At 72.0% G+C, this 21,636-nt stretch carries 19 protein-coding genes; 16 read left to right on the forward strand and 3 right to left on the reverse strand.

Annotated features, from left to right (window positions below):
- Nucleotide 1 precedes the first annotated feature (1 nt).
- The gene (locus tag ACH4OA_RS16605; protein WP_365881828.1) at nucleotides 2-559 is read left to right on the forward strand and encodes an HIT domain-containing protein; all 558 of its coding nucleotides are present in this window, start codon (nucleotides 2-4) and stop codon (nucleotides 557-559) included.
- A gap of 63 nt (nucleotides 560-622) precedes the next feature.
- Here the strand turns inward: ACH4OA_RS16605 and ACH4OA_RS16610 are convergent, their stop codons facing one another.
- Both ACH4OA_RS16610 and ACH4OA_RS16615 read right to left on the reverse strand, forming a co-directional pair.
- Nucleotides 623-2,269 carry a hypothetical protein gene (locus ACH4OA_RS16610; protein ID WP_397969525.1) on the reverse strand — a complete coding sequence of 549 codons (1,647 nt, stop codon included), beginning with the start codon at nucleotides 2,267-2,269 and terminating at the stop codon, nucleotides 623-625.
- 201 nt (nucleotides 2,270-2,470) lie between these two features.
- Nucleotides 2,471-4,672: an elongation factor G-like protein EF-G2 gene (locus ACH4OA_RS16615; RefSeq protein ID WP_397969527.1), complete on the reverse strand. Its 2,202-nt coding sequence runs from the start codon at nucleotides 4,670-4,672 to the stop codon at nucleotides 2,471-2,473.
- 253 nt (nucleotides 4,673-4,925) lie between these two features.
- Between ACH4OA_RS16615 and pgsA the strand changes: the two genes are divergently transcribed.
- The 15 genes from pgsA (at nucleotide 4,926) to relA (ending at nucleotide 20,250) form a co-directional block, all read left to right on the forward strand.
- On the forward strand, nucleotides 4,926-5,645 hold the full coding sequence (gene pgsA / locus ACH4OA_RS16620; protein WP_365874921.1) for a phosphatidylinositol phosphate synthase: 720 nt from the start codon (nucleotides 4,926-4,928) through the stop codon (nucleotides 5,643-5,645).
- Nucleotides 5,642-6,550: a phosphatidylinositol mannoside acyltransferase gene (locus ACH4OA_RS16625; RefSeq protein ID WP_397936909.1), complete on the forward strand. Its 909-nt coding sequence runs from the start codon at nucleotides 5,642-5,644 to the stop codon at nucleotides 6,548-6,550. Before pgsA ends, ACH4OA_RS16625 begins: the two co-directional genes overlap by 4 nt.
- Nucleotides 6,547-7,707: a glycosyltransferase family 4 protein gene (locus ACH4OA_RS16630; RefSeq protein WP_397936907.1), complete on the forward strand. Its 1,161-nt coding sequence runs from the start codon at nucleotides 6,547-6,549 to the stop codon at nucleotides 7,705-7,707. The genes ACH4OA_RS16625 and ACH4OA_RS16630 overlap by 4 nt, the downstream gene beginning before the upstream one ends.
- A 100-nt stretch (nucleotides 7,708-7,807) precedes the next feature.
- The gene (locus ACH4OA_RS16635) at nucleotides 7,808-8,350 is read left to right on the forward strand and encodes a hypothetical protein (protein ID WP_397936906.1); all 543 of its coding nucleotides are present in this window, start codon (nucleotides 7,808-7,810) and stop codon (nucleotides 8,348-8,350) included.
- 115 nt (nucleotides 8,351-8,465) lie between these two features.
- Entirely contained in the window at nucleotides 8,466-9,371 is a 906-nt protein-coding gene (gene pdxS / locus ACH4OA_RS16640) for a pyridoxal 5'-phosphate synthase lyase subunit PdxS (RefSeq protein ID WP_365874929.1), read from the forward strand.
- A 19-nt stretch (nucleotides 9,372-9,390) separates the two neighbouring features.
- Nucleotides 9,391-9,996, forward strand: a complete 606-nt coding sequence (pdxT, locus tag ACH4OA_RS16645) for a pyridoxal 5'-phosphate synthase glutaminase subunit PdxT (protein WP_365874931.1) — start codon at nucleotides 9,391-9,393, stop codon at nucleotides 9,994-9,996.
- Between the two features lie 48 nt (nucleotides 9,997-10,044).
- Nucleotides 10,045-10,797, forward strand: a complete 753-nt coding sequence (locus ACH4OA_RS16650) for a YebC/PmpR family DNA-binding transcriptional regulator (RefSeq protein WP_397936904.1) — start codon at nucleotides 10,045-10,047, stop codon at nucleotides 10,795-10,797.
- 125 nt (nucleotides 10,798-10,922) lie between these two features.
- Complete coding sequence (ruvC, locus tag ACH4OA_RS16655; protein WP_397969528.1) at nucleotides 10,923-11,462, forward strand: crossover junction endodeoxyribonuclease RuvC; 540 nt, start codon at nucleotides 10,923-10,925, stop codon at nucleotides 11,460-11,462.
- Nucleotides 11,459-12,064 carry a Holliday junction branch migration protein RuvA gene (gene ruvA / locus ACH4OA_RS16660; RefSeq protein WP_397936902.1) on the forward strand — a complete coding sequence of 202 codons (606 nt, stop codon included), beginning with the start codon at nucleotides 11,459-11,461 and terminating at the stop codon, nucleotides 12,062-12,064. The genes ruvC and ruvA overlap by 4 nt, the downstream gene beginning before the upstream one ends.
- A gap of 24 nt (nucleotides 12,065-12,088) precedes the next feature.
- A complete protein-coding gene (gene ruvB, locus ACH4OA_RS16665) occupies nucleotides 12,089-13,171 on the forward strand; it encodes a Holliday junction branch migration DNA helicase RuvB (RefSeq protein ID WP_365874939.1) in 1,083 nt (360 codons plus the stop codon).
- Nucleotides 13,172-13,347: 176 nt separating this feature from the next.
- Nucleotides 13,348-13,875 carry a preprotein translocase subunit YajC gene (gene yajC / locus ACH4OA_RS16670; RefSeq protein WP_397946552.1) on the forward strand — a complete coding sequence of 176 codons (528 nt, stop codon included), beginning with the start codon at nucleotides 13,348-13,350 and terminating at the stop codon, nucleotides 13,873-13,875.
- Between the two features lie 142 nt (nucleotides 13,876-14,017).
- On the forward strand, nucleotides 14,018-15,808 hold the full coding sequence (gene secD / locus ACH4OA_RS16675) for a protein translocase subunit SecD (RefSeq protein ID WP_397936900.1): 1,791 nt from the start codon (nucleotides 14,018-14,020) through the stop codon (nucleotides 15,806-15,808).
- Between the two features lie 3 nt (nucleotides 15,809-15,811).
- On the forward strand, nucleotides 15,812-16,915 hold the full coding sequence (gene secF / locus ACH4OA_RS16680) for a protein translocase subunit SecF (protein ID WP_365874945.1): 1,104 nt from the start codon (nucleotides 15,812-15,814) through the stop codon (nucleotides 16,913-16,915).
- Nucleotides 16,912-17,451 carry an adenine phosphoribosyltransferase gene (locus ACH4OA_RS16685; protein WP_365874947.1) on the forward strand — a complete coding sequence of 180 codons (540 nt, stop codon included), beginning with the start codon at nucleotides 16,912-16,914 and terminating at the stop codon, nucleotides 17,449-17,451. Before secF ends, ACH4OA_RS16685 begins: the two co-directional genes overlap by 4 nt.
- A gap of 261 nt (nucleotides 17,452-17,712) precedes the next feature.
- On the forward strand, nucleotides 17,713-20,250 hold the full coding sequence (gene relA, locus ACH4OA_RS16690; RefSeq protein ID WP_397969530.1) for a GTP pyrophosphokinase: 2,538 nt from the start codon (nucleotides 17,713-17,715) through the stop codon (nucleotides 20,248-20,250).
- An 84-nt stretch (nucleotides 20,251-20,334) separates the two neighbouring features.
- On the opposite strand, the gene ACH4OA_RS16695 is transcribed toward relA, so the two are convergent.
- Nucleotides 20,335-21,564: a DUF349 domain-containing protein gene (locus ACH4OA_RS16695; protein WP_397969531.1), complete on the reverse strand. Its 1,230-nt coding sequence runs from the start codon at nucleotides 21,562-21,564 to the stop codon at nucleotides 20,335-20,337.
- Between the last annotated feature and the right edge of the window lie 72 nt (nucleotides 21,565-21,636).

Raw genomic sequence — 21,636 nt, forward strand, 5'->3', positions numbered from 1 at the left:
TATGCTGCCTGGTATGACGAGTGAGCCGGAACAGCAGATCGGAGTGGGGACCCAGGACGCGTTCCAGCGTCTGTGGACGCCTCACCGGATGGCCTACATCCAGGGCGAGAACAAGCCGACCGGCCCGGGAGCCGACGACGGCTGCCCCTTCTGTTCGATTCCGGCCAAGTCGGACGAGGACGGGCTGATCGTCCGGCGCGGGGAGCGGGTGTACGCCGTCCTCAACCTGTACCCGTACAACGGCGGCCACCTGATGACCGTGCCGTACCGGCACGTGGCCGACTACACCGAACTGACCGACGCGGAGACCGCCGAGCTGGCGGAGCTGACCAAGCAGGCGATGACGGCGCTGCGTACCGCCTCCGGCGCGCACGGCTTCAACATCGGCATGAACCAGGGCACGGTCGCGGGTGCGGGCATCGCCGCCCATCTGCACCAGCACATCGTCCCGCGCTGGGGCGGCGACACCAACTTCATGCCGGTCGTGGGCCACACGAAGGTGCTGCCGCAGCTGCTGGCCGACACCAGGACGATGCTGGCGCAGGCCTGGCCGGCGTAGGACGGGCCCGGCCCTTGCGCGTGCGGGTGACGGCGGCCCAGGGGCCCGTCACCCGCGGGCGGCCTACGCGTCGTACAGGTCGGCTTTCCTCGGGCTCGGGTCCTGGACGTTGCCGCTGAGGAACGACGAGCGGGCGCCGAACTTCTCGGTGTCCACGCCGTTCTCCTTGAGCACCTTGATCGCGGCCGAGTGCACCACGCGCAGCACCGGAGTGGCCGCGCGCAGCGCGTCGTCGGCCATGAAACGATGACGCCACGGCTGGTCGGCCCAGGCGTGCCGCAGACCGAACGGCTCGGGCAGCCCGAGCGAGCCGCCCAGCCAGTTCAGCAGCGGCGGATACCAGGTCAGCGGGGCGCGGGCGGCGAGCCGCACCACCTCGTCGGTGGTGACCAGCGGCAGCTTGACGGTGCGGTTCTCCCAGGGCTTGAGGGACTTCGCGACCTCCTTGGTCGGCGCCTCCGGCTTGCTGGTGAACAGCGAGTTGACCGGCCCCAGCGCATGGCCGGTGACCTCGATGCGCAGGGTCTGGTGCAGCACGGTCACCGTGATCAGCATGGTGATGACCAACTGCCCGTCCCAGAGGGTCCACTGCACGCCCAGATAGTGCCGGTCGCCGCTGCCGAACTGCTGGTTGTTGCAGATCTCCTGTATGGCGTGCGGCTTCACCCGGAACGCCTCCACGTCGGTGCCCTCGGGCCGGGACACCGACCCGGCCTTCTCACCGATCGGCGTGACGATCCAGTGCCGTACCGACGGCTTGGGGAAGCCGCCCGTGTGCAGCGGGCCGCGCTCCAGCAGGGCCAGCTGGTCGTGGATCGCGCGTATCACGTCCCAGCTGCGGAAGGGATGGATCTCCCGGCCGGCCTCGGCGGGCACGAGATCCTCGGCGAGCTGCCAGGCGCCCCAGCGGGTGCCCATGCCGAGTATGCCCTTGGGCCCGGCGTAGAAGACCGAGTTGGACTGCTGCTCGGCGCTCAGCCGGGCCAGGGACTGGCGCAGGTCCTCGGCGGAGGTGTGGCCGGGCCCGCGCGGCACGGCCTCCGGGACCTTGGCGCCGACGCTGGTCCCGGACAGCAGGCCGTCCCAGCGGGCCCGCAGGTCGTGGGCGGTGCGCTCACAGATCCGCCGGGCCCAGAACCAGCCGAGCACGGGGACGACGACGCAGGCGCGGGCGTACCACGCCCAGAAGCCGGTGAACGGCATCTTGACCAGGAACAGCGCCGCGAGCAGGCCGAAGCCCAGCAGGAGCGTGGTGGCCAGCGTCCCGGCCCGTCGGTCGTCGCGCCGGGCGACGAAGGAGCGCAGCAGGAAGACGAGCAGCCAGCCGAGCAGACCGGGCAGGAAGAGCAGGCCGCAGACGACGGTGATGACGCTGAGCAGATTGTCCCGTTCCCGGCGGATGTTGTTCGCGGCCAGCGCGTGCTCCACCACGAACTGCGGCTCGACGCCGAAGGACTGGATGAGCGCCTTGCGGCCCGGGGCCAGCATCCGGTCCACCAGGGCCCGGGAGAACGCCTCGCCCAGATTGGGCCGGAGCATCTTGATCCGGCCCGCCTTGACGGTCGACTGATGCCACTCGTTGTCGGCCTTCTTGATCTCCTCGACAGGGCTGTCCCGGTACGCCGCCGAGGCCAGCGCGGCCGTCGCCGCCTGACCCTCGCCGCCCGAGACGGGCACCTGGGGCCCGTCCCACTCCGTGCCAAACGACATTCCCGCCCCCATCGCCGCCGGTGCCGTTCCTGCGGCCTTCCCGACTTCCCTGCTCCGCACACCTGTTGGACCACGCGCCGTGCCCTACCGGCCGACTGCGGACGGTCGTGGCACGACGTGATCAGGGTATCCGCCGGCACCGGCGGCCCGCGGGCGGACGGCGGAAGCCGCCCGTCCGTGCGCCCGGTCCGTGCTCCCGTGCTACCCCTCGTCCCCGGCCAGTTCGCGCAGGCGGGCGGCGATCTGCGGCGGCATAGGCTCGTGCCGGGCGTAGGCACGGTCGAAGCGGGCCGTGCCGTGCGAGAGCGAGCGCAGGTCGACCGCGTACCGGCCGATCTCGAACTCGGGTACCTCCGCGTGGATCAGCGTCCGTCCGGAACCCGCCTGTTCGGTGCCGAGCAGCCGGCCGCGCCGGCCGGACAGGTCGCTCATCACGGCGCCCACGTAGTCGTCGCCGACCAGCACGCTCACCTCGGCCACCGGCTCCAGCAGATGGATCCCGGCGTCGGCCGCGGCCTCGCGCAGGGCGAGCGCGCCCGCGGTCTGGAAGGCGGCGTCGGAGGAGTCCACCGAGTGGGCCTTGCCGTCCAGCAGGGTGACCCGCACGTCCACCAGCGGATAGCCGGCCGTGACGCCCTTGGCGGCCTGGGCCCGTACGCCCTTCTCGACGGACGGGACGAACTGCCGGGGCACGGCGCCGCCGACCACCTTGTCGACGAACTCGATGCCCGAGCCGACCGGCAGCGGCTCCACCTCGATCTCGCAGATGGCGTACTGGCCGTGACCGCCGGACTGCTTCACGTGCCGGCCCCGCCCGGTGGCCCTGGCCGCGAACGTCTCGCGCAGCGGCACCCGGTGCGGGACGACGTCGACCTGGACGCCGTAGCGGCTGCGCAGCAGCTCCAGGGCGACGTCGGCGTGCGCCTCGCCCAGACACCACAGGACCACCTGGTGGGTGTCCTGGTTCTGCTCCAGGCGCATCGTCGGATCCTCGGCGACCAGCCGGGCGAGGCCCTGGGACAGCTTGTCCTCGTCGGCCTTGCTGTGCGCCTGGATGGCGAGCGGCAGCAGCGGGTCGGGCATCCGCCAGGGCGCCATCAGGAGCGGGTCGTCCTTGGCGGAGAGGGTGTCGCCGGTCTCGGCGCGGCTCAGCTTGGCCACGCACACCAGATCGCCGGCGACGGCGTGGGTCACCGGGCGCTGCTGCTTTCCGAACGGCATGGACAGGGCGCCGGTCTTCTCGTCGACGTCGTGGTCCTCGTGCCCGCGGTCGGCGAGGCCGTGCCCGCAGACGTGCACCGTCTGGTCCGGGCGCAGGGTCCCGGAGAAGACGCGGACCAGTGACACCCGGCCCACGTACGGGTCGGAGGCGGTCTTGACGACCTCGGCGACCAGCGGGCCGTCCGGGTCGCATGGCTTCAGCTCGCGCGGCTCGCCGCCGGTCGTGGTGACCGCGGGCAGCGGGTGCTCGGACGGGGTCGGGAAGCCGCCGGTGACCAGTTCCAGCAGCTCCACCGTGCCGAGGCCCTGCCGGGCACCCTCGGCGGCGGGGGCGGCGGCCAGCACGGGGAAGAACGAGCCGCGCGCCACGGCCCGCTCCAGGTCCCGGACGAGGGTCTCGACGTCGACCTGCTCGCCGCCCAGATAGCGGTCCATCAGGGTCTCGTCCTCGCTCTCCGCGATGATCCCCTCGATAAGCCGGTCGCGGGCCTCCTCGATGCCGGGCAGCTGCTCCTCGCCGGGCTCGGACTCCTTGCGCTCGCCGGTCGAGTAGTCGAACAGCTTCCGTGACAGCAGCCCGACCAGCCCGGTCACCGGTGTGTGCCCGTCCGGGCCCTCGGGGGCGCGCAGCGGCAGGTACAGGGGCAGGACCGCGTCGGGGTCGTCGCCGCCGAAGACCTCGGCGCACACCCGGGTCGTCTCCTCGAAGTCCGCGCGCGCGGCCTCCAGGTGCGTGATCACGATCGCGCGGGGCATGCCGACGGCCGCGCACTCCTCCCACACCATCCGCGTCGAGCCGTCCACCCCGTCGGCGGCGGACACCACGAAGAGGGCCGCGTCCGCGGCGCGCAGCCCGGCCCGCAGCTCCCCGACGAAGTCGGCGTAGCCGGGGGTGTCCAGCAGGTTGACCTTGATGCCGTCCCAGGCGACCGGCACCAGGGAGAGCTGGACCGAGCGCTGCTGGCGGTGCTCGATCTCGTCGTGGTCGGAGACGGTGCCGCCGTCCTCCACGCGGCCCGCCCGGTTCACCGCCCCCGCGGTCAGCGCGAGGGCCTCCACCAGGGTCGTCTTTCCCGAACCGGAGTGGCCGACCAGCACCACATTGCGCAGGGACGCGGGCCGGTGGGCCGTGAGAGCCCTGCCGGCGGCCCCGGGGTGGTGTGACTGTGCCTTGTCGCCCATGATCCTGCCTCCCGTGCACGGTGAGGTCACTGTGGGCGCGGACACGCGGGATCCGCGTGCTCTGGCGGCTCCGGCGACGCCCGCGGTTATTCGAGCTTTCCACTCCCGTCACGCCCCGTCCATACGAAGGACTACGAAGCGTGCGCGCGGGTGACCGTTTCCGTGACCGGCGGGCCCGTGCGCCGCCGCGCGCACCGCTCGCCGGCGCCGCCGCCGGGTGCCCGCCCGCCGGCCCCGTGCGCGCCTGGCTACGATGGGCCAGCCGGCGGCCAGCAGGGCCGCGGCGTCACCGACCGTCGGGAAGGCCATGCTGAACAAGTACGCGCGTGCATTCTTCACGCGTGTCCTCACACCGTTCGCCACGTTTCTCATCCGCCGGGGCGTGAGCCCCGACACGGTCACGCTCATCGGCACCGCCGGCGTGGTCGCGGGAGCGCTGGTCTTCTACCCCAGGGGAGAGTTCTTCTGGGGCACGGTCGTGATCACCCTGTTCGTCTTCTCCGACCTGGTCGACGGCAACATGGCCCGTCAGCTGGGCCGCTCCAGCCGCTGGGGCGCCTTCCTCGACTCCACCCTGGACCGGGTCGCCGACGGCGCGATCTTCGGCGGCTTCGCGCTCTGGTACGCGGGACAGGGGCACGACAACGCGCTGTGCGCGGTGTCGATCTTCTGCCTGGCCAGCGGGCAGGTGGTGTCGTACACCAAGGCGCGCGGCGAGTCGATCGGCCTGCCGGTCGCCGTCAACGGCCTCGTCGAACGCGCCGAGCGGCTGGTGATCTCGCTGGTCGCGGCCGGTTTCGCGGGCCTGCACAAGTTCGGGGTGCCGGGCATCCAGTGGCTGCTGCCGATCGCGCTGTGGATCGTCGCGGCGGGCAGCCTCGTCACCCTGGTCCAGCGGGTCGTCACCGTCCGCCGCGAGTCCGCCGAGGCCGAGGCGGCCGCCCGGCAGAGCACCGGCGGAGCCGCGCAGTGAGCACCGCCGACCGGCTCACCGACGCGCTGTACGGCCTGGGCTGGAGCGGCGTCAAGAAGCTCCCCGAGCCCGCCGCCGTGCGCCTCGGCCGCACCATCGCCGACCTCGCCTGGAAACAGCGCGGCAAGGGCGTGCTGCGGCTGGAGGCGAACTACGCGCGCGTGGTGCCCGGCGCCGGCCCCGAGCGGCTGGCGGAGCTGTCCCGCGCGGGCATGCGTTCGTACCTGCGTTACTGGATGGAGTCCTTCCGGCTGCCGGCCTGGAGCGCCGAGCGGGTGCGGACCGGCTTCGACCCCCAGGACGTCCACCACCTGACCGACGGGCTCGCCGCCGGCCGGGGCGTCATCCTCGCCCTGCCGCACCTGGCCAACTGGGACCTGGCCGGCGCCTGGGTCACCACCGCGCTGCGGACCCCGTTCACCACGGTCGCCGAGCGGCTCAGGCCGGAGACGCTCTACGACCGCTTCGTCGCCTACCGCGAGGGCCTGGGCATGGAGGTCCTGCCGCACAGCGGCGGCACCGCCTTCGGCACCCTGGCCCGGCGGCTGCGCGACGGCGGCCTGGTCTGCCTGGTCGCCGACCGCGACCTGTCCGCCTCCGGCGTCCAGGTCGACTTCTTCGGCGAACCGGCCCGGATGCCGGCCGGTCCGGCGCTGCTCGCCCAGCAGACGGGCGCGCTGCTGCTGCCCGTCACCCTCTGGTACGACGACTCACCCGTCATGCGGGGCCGGGTCCACGCCCCGGTCGACGTACCGGAGTCGGGCACGCGCGTGGAGAAGACCTCCGTCATGACACAGGCGCTGGCCGACGCCTTCGCCACCGGGATCGCCGCGCACCCGGAGGACTGGCACATGCTGCAGCGCCTGTGGCTCGCCGACCTCGACCCCGCGAAGGGACCCGCGTGAGAATCGGGATCGTCTGCCCGTACTCCTGGGACGTGCCCGGTGGCGTCCAGTTCCACGTCCGCGACCTCGCCGAGTACTTCATCCGCCTCGGCCACCACGTCTCCGTCCTCGCCCCGGCCGACGACGACACCCCGCTGCCGCCGTACGTCGTCTCGGCCGGCCGCGCGGTCCCGGTGCCGTACAACGGCTCGGTGGCCCGGCTGAACTTCGGGTTCCTGTCGGCCGCGCGGGTACGGCGCTGGCTGCACGACGGCGCGTTCGACGTGGTGCACATCCACGAGCCGACCTCGCCCTCGCTGGGCCTGCTGACCTGCTGGGCGGCCCAGGGCCCCATCGTCGCGACGTTCCACACCTCCAACCCGCGCTCGCGCGCCATGATCGCCGCCTACGCGATCCTCCAGGCGGCGCTGGAGAAGATCAGCGCGCGGATCGCGGTCAGCGAGTACGCCCGGCGCACGCTGGTCGAGCACCTCGGCGGGGACGCGGTCGTCATCCCCAACGGCGTCGACGTCGACTTCTTCGCCGGAGCCGAGCCGCGGCCCGAGTGGCAGGGCGGGACCATCGGCTTCATCGGCCGGATCGACGAGCCCCGCAAGGGCCTGCCCGTCCTGATGAAGGCGCTGCCGGCGATCCTGGCGGCCCGGCCGGGGACCCGGCTGCTGGTGGCCGGCCGGGGCGACGAGGAGGCGGCCGTCGAGCACCTGCCCGAGGAGCTGCGCCCGCGCGTGGAGTTCCTCGGCATGATCAGCGACGAGGACAAGGCCCGTCTGCTGCGCAGCGTCGACCTGTACGTGGCGCCCAACACCGGCGGCGAGAGCTTCGGCATCATCCTGGTCGAGGCGATGTCGGCGGGCGCGCCCGTGCTCGCCTCGGACCTGGACGCGTTCGTGCAGGTCCTCGACCAGGGCGAGGCCGGCGAGGTGTTCGCCAACGAGGACGCCGACGCGCTGGCCGAGGCGGCCGTACGGCTGCTGGCGGACCCGGCCCGCCGCGCCGGGCTGCGCGAGCGCGGCAGCGCCCATGTGCGGCGCTTCGACTGGTCGACGGTCGGCGCGGACATCCTGTCCGTGTACGAGACGGTGACGACCGGCACGTCGGCCGTCGCCACGGACGAGCGCACGGGTCTGCGGGCGCGGCTCGGCCTGGCCCGGGACTGACCGGCGTACGGCGCGGGACGCCGGTCGGCGCCCCGCCCCGCCGGGCCCGCCCCGTATCGCGCCTTGGAGGCCGTACCCCGCCTGCCGATAGCCTTCCGCCGTGACCGCAACCCTCATCTGGATCCTCGTCGCCCTGCTCGCCGTCGGCGTGTACCTCGGCTGGACGGCCGGCCGGCTGGACCGGCTGCACGTGCGGATGGAGGCGGCCCGCGCCGCGCTCGACGCCCAGTTGCTGCGGCGGGCCTCGGTGGCCCAGGAGCTGGCGACCTCGGGCGTCCTGGACCCGGCCGCCTCGATCGTCCTGTACGAGGCGGCGCACGCGGCCCGGCAGGCCGAGGAGGAGCAGCGCGAGGTCGCCGAGAGCGAGCTGAGCCAGGCGCTGCGGGCGGTCTTCCGGGACGCGGCCCAGGTGGAGGCCGTCCGCGTGGCCCCGGGCGGCGACGAGGCCGCCCGTGAGCTGGCCGAGGCGGTCCGCCGGGTGCCGATGGCCCGCCGCTTCCACAACGACGCCGTGGGAGCCGCCCGCAGGCTCCGCGAGCACCGCAAAGTCCGCTGGTTCCGGCTGGCCGGCCACGCCCCCTTCCCGCTGGCCTTCGAGATGGACGACGAGCCGCCCGCGGCGCTGGTCGAGCGGGTGTCCTGACCCCGGACCGGCCGAAAACGATCCACCGGCTTTCCATTGGCCCTTGCTGTGGCCTGGTCCGCTCGCGTTTTCTCGGGAGTGCAGAAACCCTCTTTCACCACCAGCGAGGTCACCCGTGTCCACCATCGACAACCAGGCTCCCGAGACCGGCACCGCCCGCGTGAAGCGCGGCATGGCCGAACAGCTCAAGGGCGGCGTGATCATGGACGTCGTCACGCCGGAGCAGGCGAAGATCGCCGAGGACGCGGGCGCCGTCGCGGTCATGGCCCTGGAGCGGGTCCCGGCCGACATCCGCAAGGACGGCGGCGTGGCCCGCATGTCCGACCCGGACATGATCGAGGGCATCATCGAGGCCGTCTCGATCCCGGTCATGGCCAAGTCCCGCATCGGCCACTTCGTCGAGGCCCAGGTGCTCCAGTCCCTCGGCGTCGACTACATCGACGAGTCCGAGGTGCTCACCCCGGCCGACGAGGTCAACCACTCCGACAAGTGGTCCTTCACCACGCCGTTCGTGTGCGGTGCGACCAACCTGGGCGAGGCCCTGCGCCGCATCTCCGAGGGCGCCGCGATGATCCGCTCCAAGGGCGAGGCCGGCACCGGCAACGTCGTGGAGGCCGTCCGCCACCTGCGTCAGATCAAGGGCGACATCGCCCGGCTGCGCGGCCTGGACAACCACGAGCTGTACGCCGCCGCCAAGGAGCTGCGCGCCCCGTACGAGCTGGTCAAGGAGGTCGCCGAGCTGGGCAAGCTGCCGGTCGTGCTGTTCTCCGCCGGCGGTGTCGCCACCCCGGCCGACGCGGCCCTGATGCGGCAGCTCGGCGCCGAGGGCGTGTTCGTCGGCTCCGGCATCTTCAAGTCCGGCGACCCGGCCAAGCGCGCCGCCGCCATCGTGAAGGCCACCACCTTCTACGACGACCCGAAGATCATCGCGGACGCGTCCCGCAACCTCGGCGAGGCCATGGTCGGCATCAACTGCGACGTCCTCCCCGAGTCCGAGCGCTACGCGAACCGCGGCTGGTAACCCACAGGTACGACACCCCATGAACACTCCTGTCATAGGCGTCCTGGCCCTCCAGGGCGACGTCCGGGAGCACCTCATCGCCCTGGCCGCGGCCGACGCCGTGGCCAGGCCGGTGCGGCGCCCCGAGGAACTCGCCGAGGTCGACGGCCTCGTCCTGCCCGGCGGCGAGTCGACCACCATCTCCAAGCTGGCCGTCCTCTTCGGAGTGATGGAGCCGCTGCGCGCCCGCGTGCGCGCCGGCCTGCCCGTCTACGGCACCTGCGCCGGCCTCATCCTGCTCGCCGACAAGATCCTCGACCCGCGCTCGGGCCAGGAGACGGTCGGCGGCATCGACATGATCGTGCGCCGCAACGCCTTCGGCCGGCAGAACGAGTCCTTCGAGGCCGCGGTCGACGTCAAGGGCGTCGCGGGCGATCCTGTGGAGGGCGTCTTCATCCGCGCCCCCTGGGTGGAGTCCGTGGGCGCCGCGGCGGAGGTGCTCGCCGAGCACGAGGGACACATCGTCGCCGTGCGCCAGGGCAACGCGCTGGCCACCTCCTTCCACCCGGAGCTGACCGGCGACCACCGCGTGCACGCCCTGTTCGTGGACATGGTGCGCGCCAACCGGACGCACGAGTCCTTGTAGGATCTCTGCCGTTCGTACAGAGATGGGTTACGCGAAGGAGACAGGCAGATGTCCGGCCACTCTAAATGGGCCACGACGAAGCACAAGAAGGCCGTGATCGACGCCAAGCGCGGCAAGCTCTTCGCGAAGCTGATCAAGAACATCGAGGTCGCGGCCCGGATGGGCGGTGCCGATCCGGACGGCAATCCGACGCTGTACGACGCCATCCAGAAGGCGAAGAAGTCGTCGGTCCCGAACAAGAACATCGACTCCGCGGTCAAGCGCGGCGCGGGCCTGGAGGCCGGCGGCGCCGACTACGAGACGATCATGTACGAGGGCTACGGTCCGAACGGTGTCGCGGTGCTCATCGAGTGCCTCACCGACAACCGCAACCGCGCCGCCTCCGAGGTCCGCGTCGCCATGACCCGCAACGGCGGCTCCATGGCCGACCCCGGCTCGGTGTCGTACCTGTTCCACCGCAAGGGCGTCGTCATCGTCCCCAAGGGCGAGCTGTCCGAGGACGACGTGCTCGGCGCGGTGCTGGACGCCGGTGCCGAGGAGGTCAACGACCTCGGGGAGAACTTCGAGGTGCTCAGCGAGCCGACCGACCTCGTCGCGGTGCGCACGGCCCTCCAGGACGCCGGCATCGACTACGAGTCCGCCGAGGCCAACTTCGTCCCGACCATGCAGGTCGAGCTGGACGAGGAGGGCGCCAAGAAGATCTTCAAGCTGATCGACGCGCTGGAGGACAGCGACGACGTGCAGAACGTCTTCGCCAACTTCGACGTGAGCGACGAGATCATGGAGAAGGTCGACGCGTAACGCGCACGGCTGGCCGACCGGGCCGACGGGACACGTCCCCCGTCGGCCCGTCGCGTTGTACGGCGTTGTCAGTGTCACCCGATAGCCTGCACAAACATGTGTTTGGGTGAGGGAGGGAGCGGCGCGTGCGTGTCCTCGGGGTGGACCCCGGCCTGACGCGGTGCGGTGTCGGTGTCGTCGAAGGGGTCGCGGGCCGTCCGCTCACCATGGTCGGCGTCGGCGTCGTCCGGACCCCGGCGGACGCCGAACTCAGCCACCGCCTCCTCGCCGTGGAGCAGGGCATCGAGCAGTGGCTGGACGAGCACCGGCCCGAATGCGTCGCCGTGGAGCGCGTCTTCAGCCAGCACAACGTGCGGACGGTCATGGGCACCGCCCAGGCCAGCGCCGTCGCCATGCTGTGCGCCGCCCGGCGCGGCATCCCCGTCGCCCTGCACACCCCCAGCGAGGTCAAGGCCGCCGTCACCGGCAGCGGACGCGCGGACAAAGCCCAGGTGGGCGCCATGGTCACCCGCCTGCTGCGGCTCAGCGCCCCGCCCCGGCCGGCCGACGCCGCCGACGCCCTCGCGCTCGCCATCTGCCACATCTGGCGGGCCCCCGCGCAGAACCGGCTCCAGCAGGCCGTCGCCCGGCACGCCGTCCATGCAACGAAAGGCCCCACGGCATGATCGCCTTCGTCAGCGGCACGGTCGCCGCGCTCGCCCCGGACGCCGCGGTCGTCGAGGTCGGCGGCGTCGGCATGGCCGTCCAGTGCACCCCGAACACCCTGTCCACGCTCCGGGTGGGCCAGGCGGCCCGGCTGCACACCTCCCTGGTGGTCCGCGAGGACTCGCTCACCCTGTACGGCTTCGCGGACGACGACGAGCGCCAGGTCTTCGAGCTGCTGCAGACCGCGAGCGGCGTCGGCCCGCGCCTCGCCCAGGCCATGCTGGCCGTGCACACCCCGGACGCGCTGCGCCGCGCGGTCGCCACCGGTGACGAGAAGGCCCTCACCGCGGTCCCCGGCATCGGCAAGAAGGGCGCCCAGAAGCTGCTGCTGGACCTGAAGGACCGGCTCGGCGAGCCCGTCGGCGGGCCGGCCGTCGGCGCCCCGGCCGGCCAGGGCTGGCGCGACCAGCTGCACGCGGCCCTGATCGGCCTCGGCTACGCCACCCGCGAGGCCGACGAGGCCGTGGCCGCCGTCACGCCGCAGGCCGAGGCCGCCGGCGGCGCCCCGCAGGTCGGGCAGCTGCTGAAGGCCGCCCTGCAGACCCTGAACCGCGCCCGCTGACCCGAACCGTCGTAAGGCAATCACATGAACTGGGACGACCCGACCGAAACGCCGGCCCCCGACCCGGCAGGCGAGCGGCTCGTGGACTCCGTCGCCGACCGGGAGGACCAGGCCGTCGAGGCCGCCCTGCGCCCCAAGGACCTCGGCGAGTTCATCGGACAGGAGAAGGTCCGCGAACAGCTCGACCTGGTGCTGCGCGCCGCACGCGCGCGCGGCGCCACCGCCGACCACGTGCTGCTCTCCGGCGCGCCCGGCCTCGGCAAGACCACCCTGTCGATGATCATCGCGGCCGAGATGGGCGCCCCCATCCGCATCACCTCCGGACCGGCCATCCAGCACGCCGGCGACCTCGCCGCGATCCTCTCCTCCCTCCAGGAGGGCGAAGTCCTCTTCCTCGACGAGATCCACCGGATGTCCCGGCCCGCCGAGGAGATGCTGTACATGGCGATGGAGGACTTCCGGGTCGACGTCATCGTCGGCAAGGGCCCCGGCGCCACCGCCATCCCGCTGGAGCTGCCGCCGTTCACGCTGGTCGGCGCCACCACGCGCGCGGGCCTGCTGCCGCCGCCGCTGCGCGACCGCTTCGGCTTCACCGCGCACATGGAGTTCTACGAACCGCGCGAGCTGGAGCGCGTCGTCCACCGCTCGGCGCGTCTGCTGGACGTCGAGATCGAGCCGGCCGGTGCCGCCGAGATCGCCGGCCGGTCCCGGGGCACGCCCCGGATCGCCAACCGCCTGTTGCGCCGCGTCCGGGACTACGCACAGGTCAAGGCCGACGGCGTGATCACCCGCGAGATCGCCGGGGCGGCCCTCGCCGTCTACGAGGTCGACGCGCGCGGTCTCGACCGGCTCGACCGCGCGGTCCTGACGGCGCTGCTGAAGCTGTTCGGCGGCGGACCGGTCGGACTGTCCACGCTGGCCGTCGCGGTGGGGGAGGAGCGGGAGACGGTGGAGGAGGTCGCCGAACCGTTCCTGGTCCGCGAGGGACTGCTCGCCCGCACCCCGCGGGGCCGGGTCGCCACCCCCGCGGCCTGGGCCCACCTCGGCCTGACCCCGCCGCACGCGCCGGCCGCCGGAACCGGACAACAGGACCTGTTCGGGGCGTGAGGGCCGTCCCGCGGCGAGGGCGGTGGCCCGGCAGGAACCCAGGTGCCATGCTGAGCGTTGTTCCATGAGAGCGGACTCGCTTAGACTCCGCCGATGCCGCCCTTGCGGGCGGCGCCGACCACACCCCCGTCAACAGGCCGCTCACCGCGCGGTCGCGCGAAGGAAATGCCCGTCCCGTGAATGCCTATACCCTCCTCCCGTTCATCGTGCTCATCGCGGCCATGTTCCTGATGACGCGTTCGGCCAAGAAGAAGCAGCAGCAGGCCAGTCAGATGCGGAACGAGATGCAGCCCGGCTCGGGCGTCCGCACGATCGGGGGGATGTACGCGACGGTCAAGGAGGTCAACGAGGACACGGTCCTCCTCGACGCCGCACCGGGCGTCGACCTCCTCTTCGCCAAGAACGCCATCGGCGCCGTCCTCACCGACGACGAGTACAACCGCATCGTCCACGGCATCGAGCACGACCTGAAGTCCGACGCCGGCCTCGTCCCGGACGACGCCTCCTCCCTCACCGAGGCGGACGAGACCGACGGATCGGCCGCTGCCGCCGGCTCCGACGACCGGATCGACCTCGGCAAGAAGGACGCCGCCGCCGAGCGCGGCGCGGACGCCGTCCAGGCCGCCGAGGACAAGGCGGCCGCCGCCGAGGCCAAGACGGAGGAAGACGCCAAGAAGACCGACGGCGACTCCGACGCGAAGTAGTCACGCCCCGGGAGGCGCGGCGGCGGCATGACGACGCCCCCGCGAGTCCCGGGCGCGTCTGTTCCCGCAGGGGAGCCCGACACCATGTCATGGCCGACCGCGCCGACCGGGCGCGGGGCGGCCCGAGAGGGAGTACGAGAAGGTGGCAGCACCTAAGAGGGGCCGTAGCGCGAGCGCCCAGAGCAAGCCAGGGCGCTCGCTGGCCCTCATCCTGATCGCCATCGTGGCGCTCACCGGAGGGATGTTCGCCTCCGGGCACACCACTCCGCGTCTCGGTATCGACCTCGCCGGTGGTACGAGCATCACGCTCAAGGCGAAGGCCGACCAGGGGTCCGCGATCAACAAGGCCAACATGGACACCGCGGTCGACATCATGAACCGCCGGGTCAACGGCCTGGGCGTCTCCGAGGCGGAGGTGCAGACCCAGGGGAACGACAACATCATCGTCAACATCCCCAAGGGCACCAACTCCAAGGAGGCCCAGGAGCAGGTCGGCACCACCGCCAAGCTGTACTTCCGGCCGGTCCTGACGAGCGAGCCCAGCGGCCCCGCCGCGAAGAGCCCGTCGCCGAGCGCCTCCTCCGGCTCCAGCTCCTCGCCGAAGCCGGGCGCCAGCGCGTCCGCCTCCGCCTCCGACAAGGAGACGGCGACCTCGACCGGCGGCTCCGCTTCCCCCTCCGCTTCGGCGACCTCCCAGGGCCGTGCCGTCACCGACGCCCTGAAGGCCGACTCGACCCCCTCGCCGGGCGCCTCCGCCTCGGGCGGCGGCAAGCCGTCGGCGAGCCCCTCGGCCCCGGCCGGCGGCTCGGACGCGAACGCCAGGCTGCAGGCCCAGTACGCGGCCCTGAACTGCGCCAAGCCCACCGACCGGGCCAACGCCGGCAAGAACGTCAAGCCCGGCCAGCCGACCGTGGCCTGCGGCCAGATCGACGACGCCTGGTTCAAGTACCTGCTCGGCCCGGCCGCCGTCGACGGCACCGAGGTGAAGAAGGCGCAGGCCGTCTTCGACACCCAGGGCGCCGCCGGCTGGCAGGTCCAGATGACCTTCACCTCCGGCGGTGCCAAGAAGTTCGCCGACATCACCGGCGAGCTGGCCACGAAGACCCAGCCGCAGAACGAGTTCGGCATCGTCCTGGACGGCGAGGTCGTCTCCAGCCCGACCGTGCGCCAGGCCATCACCGGCGGCCAGGCGGAGATCTCGGGCAGTTTCCAGCAGGACGAGGCGCAGAACCTCGCCAACATGCTGTCGTACGGCGCGCTCCCGCTCTCCTTCCAGGAGCAGTCCGTCACCACCGTCACCGCCGCGCTCGGCGGCGAGCAGCTGCACGCCGGTCTGCTCGCGGGAGCGATCGGCCTGGCGCTGGTCGTGATCTACCTGGTGGTCTACTACCGCGGTCTGTCGCTCGTCGCCATGGCCTCCCTGCTGGTCTCCGCGATCCTCACCTACGTGATCATGGCGCTGCTCGGCCCGGCCATCGGCTTCGCGCTGAACCTGCCGGCGGTCTGCGGTGCCATCGTCGCCATCGGTATCACCGCGGACTCGTTCATCGTGTACTTCGAACGCATCCGGGACGAGATCCGCGAGGGCCGTACGCTGCGCCCGGCGGTGGAGCGGGCCTGGCCGCGTGCCCGGCGCACCATCCTGGTCTCCGACTTCGTGTCCTTCCTCGCCGCCGCCGTGCTGTTCATCGTCACCGTGGGCAAGGTGCAGGGCTTCGCCTTCACGCTGGGCCTGACCACCCTGCTCGACGTGGTCGTGGTCTTCCTGTTCACCAAGCCGCTGATGACGCTGCTGGCCCGCCGCAGGTTCTTCGCCGACGGCCACAAGTGGTCCGGGCTCGACCCGAAGGGCCTGGGCGCCAAGCCGCCGCTGCGCCGCACCCGCCGTCCCGCCGGTCCCGCCGCCGGCCCCGTCGACCCGAAGGAGGCGTGAGCGATGTCGAAACTCGGCAACCTCGGCGCTCGACTGCACCGCGGCGAGATCTCCTACGACTTCATCGGCAAGCGCAAGATCTGGTACGGCATCTCGATCCTGATCACCATCACGGCCATCGTCGGCCTGGCGGTGCGCGGCCTGAACATGGGCATCGAGTTCCAGGGCGGCGCGGTCTTCACGACGCCCACGAAGATGAGCGCGTCGGTGGCGCAGGCGGAGAAGTTCGCCACGGACGCCTCCGGCCACGAGGCGATCGTGCAGAAGCTGGGCAACGGCAGCCTGCGCATCCAGATCGCCGGCATCGACACCGCCCAGTCCGACCGGATCAAGCAGGAGCTGGCCAAGGACCTGAACCTCGACTCCGAGAAGCTGGCCGCCGACCTGGTCGGCCCGAGCTGGGGCGAGCAGATCGCCAACAAGGCCTGGGAGGGCCTGGCGATCTTCATGGTCCTGGTGGTGATCTACCTGGCGATCGCCTTCGAGTGGCGGATGGCCATCGCGGCGCTGGTCGCGCTGATCCACGACATCACCATCACGACCGGCATCTACGCCCTGGTCGGCTTCGAGGTCACGCCCGGCACGGTCATCGGTCTGCTCACCATCCTCGGTTACTCGCTCTACGACACGGTCGTCGTCTTCGACAGCCTCAAGGAGCAGACGAAGGACATCACCAAGCAGACCCGGTTCACCTACAGCGAGATCGCCAACCGGTCGATCAACGGCACCCTGGTCCGCTCCATCAACACCACGGTCGTCGCCCTGCTGCCGGTCGCCGGTCTGCTCTTCATCGGCGGCGGCTTCCTCGGCGCGGGCACGCTCAACGACATCTCGCTGTCGCTGTTCGTCGGTCTCGCGGCCGGTGCCTACTCGTCGATCTTCATCGCCACCCCGCTCGTCGCCGACCTCAAGGAGCGCGAGCCGGCGATGAAGGCCCTCACCAAGCGCATCCTGGCCAAGCGCGCCCAGGCCGCCGCGGACGAGGACGTGACCGAGCCCCGTACCACCGCCGGTGACGACGACGGCGCTCCCGCCGTCGTCGGCCCGCGCAGCCAGCCCGTCTCCCGCGGCCGGGGCCGCGGCCGTGCCTCGGGGAAGCGCCGATGACCGACATCCGGGACCTGCTGCTCAGCCGCATCCGGGACGTGGCCGACTATCCGGAGCCGGGCGTGATGTTCAAGGACATCACCCCGCTCCTGGCCGACCCGGCGGCCTTCACCGCGCTCACCGACACGCTGGCCGAGATCGCCGCCGGCACCGGCGCGACCAAGATCGTCGGCCTGGAGGCCCGGGGCTTCATCCTCGGCGCGCCGGTCGCCGTCCGCGCGGGCCTGGGCTTCATCCCGGTCCGCAAGGCGGGCAAGCTGCCCGGAGCCACCCTGCGCCAGGCCTACGACCTAGAGTACGGCTCGGCGGAGATCGAGGTGCACGCCGAGGACCTGGCCGCCGGCGACCGCGTCCTGATCGTGGACGACGTCCTGGCCACGGGCGGTACGGCCGAGGCCGCGATCCATCTCATCCAGCGGGCCGGTGCCGATGTGGCCGGTCTGGCGGTGCTGATGGAACTGGGCTTCCTGGCCGGACGCTCCCGGCTGGAACCGGCCCTGGGCGACGCCCCGCTCGAGGCGCTGCTCCAGGTCTGACCGGTCCGCACGGCCCGGTCCGGCCGGTACCCACGGCACGACGGCCGCCCCGCGAGCACCGGGGCGGCCGTCGCCGTACCGGGACGCGCCGTACCCCCGCGGGCCCGTCGCTGGATATTTCCCAAAATCCCCGGGGAGTCCCGTGTGTTGCGGGGGTACACGGTCCTCACAGCCGCCTGAAGGCGATGACCGGGCGCAGGATCGCTACCATGGGGTTTCCGGAGCCTGACCGGGGACCCGGATCGCGCACGAGGAGCCCTCTTGCCAGACGAGGCCCAGCCACTGACCGCCGCCAAGCCCGAGTCCGCCTCGGCCGCCGCGGCGAAGCCCGCGCCGCACGCGTCCCAGGTGAAGAACGACACCCGCGGGCCGGTGGAGCACGCCCACTCGGCGCCCGTCGAGAAGAGCGCCGAGTCCGTGCGGCCCAAGCAGGCCCCGGCCGAGCGTCCGGCGCAGCCCCCGGTGGTGCGTCAGCCGGCCGCGCAGCCCGCCCGCAGCGGCTCCTCCAACCGGGTCCGGGCCCGCCTCGCCCGCCTCGGCGTCCAGCGCGCGAACCCCTACAACCCGGTCCTGGAGCCGCTGCTGCGGATAGTGCGCAGCAACGACCCCAAGATCGAGAACTCCACGCTGCGCCAGATCGAGCGCGCCTACCAGGTCGCCGAGCGCTGGCACCGCGGCCAGAAGCGCAAGAGCGGCGACCCGTACATCACGCATCCGCTCGCCGTCACCACCATCCTCGCCGAGCTGGGCATGGATCCGGCCACCCTGATGGCCGGGCTGCTGCACGACACGGTCGAGGACACCGAGTACGGCCTCGACCAGCTCCGCCGGGACTTCGGCGACACCGTCGCCCTGCTCGTCGACGGCGTGACCAAGCTGGACAAGGTCAAGTTCGGCGAGGCCGCGCAGGCCGAGACGGTGCGCAAGATGGTCGTGGCGATGGCGAAGGACCCGCGGGTCCTGGTCATCAAGCTGGCCGACCGGCTGCACAACATGCGCACCATGCGCTACCTGAAGCGCGAGAAGCAGGAGAAGAAGGCGCGCGAGACGCTGGAGATCTACGCTCCGCTCGCCCACCGCCTCGGCATGAACACCATCAAGTGGGAGCTGGAGGACCTCGCGTTCGCGATCCTCTACCCCAAGATGTACGACGAGATCGTACGGCTGGTGGCCGAGCGGGCGCCCAAGCGCGACGAGTACCTGGCCATAGTGACCGACGAGGTCCAGTCCGACCTGCGCGCCGCCCGCATCAAGGCGACCGTCACCGGCCGCCCGAAGCACTACTACAGCGTCTACCAGAAGATGATCGTGCGCGGCCGCGACTTCGCCGAGATCTACGACCTGGTGGGCATCCGCGTCCTCGTCGACACGGTCCGCGACTGCTACGCCGCGCTCGGCACGGTGCACGCGCGCTGGAACCCGGTCCCCGGCCGGTTCAAGGACTACATCGCGATGCCCAAGTTCAACATGTACCAGTCGCTGCACACGACGGTCATCGGGCCCAACGGCAAGCCGGTCGAACTGCAGATCCGCACGTTCGACATGCACCGCCGCGCCGAGTACGGCATCGCCGCGCACTGGAAGTACAAGCAGGAGGCCGTCGCCGGCGCCTCCAAGGTCCGCACCGACGTGCCGAAGGCGTCCGGGAAGGACAAGGACGCCATCAACGACATGGCGTGGCTGCGGCAGCTGCTGGACTGGCAGAAGGAGACCGAGGACCCCAGCGAGTTCCTGGAGTCCCTGCGCTTCGACCTGTCCCGCAACGAGGTCTTCGTCTTCACCCCCAAGGGCGACGTCATAGCGCTGCCGGCCGGGTCCACCCCGGTGGACTTCGCGTTCGCGGTCCACACCGAGGTCGGCTACCGCACCATAGGAGCGCGGGTCAACGGCCGCCTCGTACCGCTGGAGTCCACCCTGGACAACGGCGACCTGGTGGAGGTCTTCACCTCCAAGGCCACCGGCGCCGGCCCGTCCCGGGACTGGCTCGGCTTCGTCAAGTCGCCGCGGGCGCGCAACAAGATCCGCGCCTGGTTCTCCAAGGAGCGCCGCGACGAGGCGATAGAGCAGGGCAAGGACGCCATCGTGCGGGCCATGCGCAAGCAGAACCTGCCGATCCAGCGCATCCTGACCGGCGACTCGCTCGTCACGCTCGCCCACGAGATGCGCTACTCGGACATCTCCGCGCTGTACGCGGCGATCGGCGAGGGCCATGTCTCCGCGCAGAACATCGTGCAGAAGCTGGTGCAGGCCCTGGGCGGCGAGGAGGCGGCCACCGAGGAGATCGACGAGTCGGTCCCGCCGTCCCGCGGCCGCAGCCGTAAGCGGCGCTCCAGCGCCGACCCGGGCGTCGTGGTCAAGGGCGTCGAGGACGTGTGGGTGAAGCTGGCCCGCTGCTGTACGCCGGTGCCGGGCGACCCGATCATCGGCTTCGTCACCCGCGGCAGCGGTGTGTCGGTGCACCGCAGCGACTGCGTCAACGTCGACTCGCTCTCGCGCGAGCCGGAGCGCATCCTCGACGTCGAGTGGGCGCCCACCCAGTCCTCGGTCTTCCTGGTCGCCATCCAGGTGGAGGCCCTGGACCGCTCCCGGCTGCTCTCGGACGTCACCCGGGTGCTGTCCGACCAGCACGTCAACATCCTGTCGGCGGCCGTCCAGACCTCCCGGGACCGGGTGGCCACCTCCCGGTTCACCTTCGAGATGGGCGACCCCAAGCACCTCGGCCACGTCCTGAAGGCCGTCCGGGGCGTGGAGGGCGTGTACGACGTGTACCGCGTGACCTCGGGCCGCAGCCGGTCCTAGGACCCGGCCGCCACGACGCGGCACCCGGAACGGCGAAGGGCCCCGTACGCGCGTACGGGGCCCTCGTGGCTTCGGCTGGGGAAATCAGCCGCCGAACTCCTGCAAGCCCTTCAGGGCCTGCTCCAGGAGTGCCTGGCGGCCCTGCAGCTCCTTCTCCAGCTTGTCGGCCCTGGCGTTGTTGCCCTGGGCGCGCGCCTGCTCGATCTGCGCCGTCAGCTTGTCCACGGCGGCCTGGAGCTGGCCGGTCAGACCCTCGGCACGCGCGCGTGCCTCCGGGTTCGTCCGGCGCCACTCGGCCTCCTCGGCCTCCTGGATCGCGCGCTCGACGGCGTGCATGCGGCCCTCGACCTTCGGCCGGGCGTCCCGCGGGACGTGGCCGATGGCCTCCCAGCGCTCGTTGATCGAGCGGAAGGCGGCGCGCACGGCCTTCAGGTCGCCGATCGGCAGGAGCTTCTCGGCCTCCTCGGCCAGCTCCTCCTTCAGCTTCAGGTTCTCCGACTGCTCGGCGTCCCGTTCGGCGAAGACCGAGCTGCGGGCGGCGAAGAACACGTCCTGGGCGCCGCGGAAGCGGTTCCACAGGTCGTCCTCGTGCTCGCGCTGCGCCCGGCCCGCGGCCTTCCACTCCGCCATCAGGTCGCGGTAACGGGCGGCCGTCGGCCCCCAGTCCGTCGAGCCCGACAGCGCCTCCGCCTCGGCGACCAGCCGTTCCTTGACCCGGCGTGCCTCCTCGCGCTGCGCGTCCAGCTGCGCGAAGTGCGCCTTGCGGCGCTTGGAGAACGCCGACCGGGCGTGCGAGAAGCGGTGCCACAGCTCGTCGTCGGACTTGCGGTCCAGGCGCGGCAGCCCCTTCCAGGTGTCCACCAGCGCCCGCAGCCGCTCGCCGGCGGCCCGCCACTGGTCGGACCGGGCCAGCTCCTCGGCCTCGGTGACCAGGTCCTCCTTGGCCTTGCGGGCCTCGTCGGACTGCTTGGCCCGCTGGGCCTTGCGCTCCTCGCGGCGGGCCTCGACGGTGGCGACCAGCTTGTCCAGCCGGACGCGCAGCGCCTCCAGGTCGCCGACCGCGTGGTGCGCGTCCACCTGCTCGCGCAGGTGACCGATGGCGGCCTGGGCGTCCTTCGCCGACAGGTCGGTGGTCCGCACGCGCTTCTCGAGGAGGTCGATCTCCACAACCAGGCCCTCGTACTTGCGTTCGAAGTAGGCGAGCGCCTCGTCGGGCGATCCTGCCTGCCAGGAACCGACGACCTGCTCGCCGTCGGCCGTCCGCACGTACACGGTGCCCGTCTCGTCGACGCGGCCCCACGGGTCGCTGCTCACAGCGCCTCCTCCACATGATGCCTGCGGGGGGCCTCAGCACCCCCGGGCATCGTCCACAGTTTCGTCACGGCC

Origin of the sequence: Streptomyces sp. NPDC017095 (genome assembly GCF_044332325.1) — a bacterium.
Classification (GTDB): Bacteria; Actinomycetota; Actinomycetes; order Streptomycetales; family Streptomycetaceae; genus Streptomyces.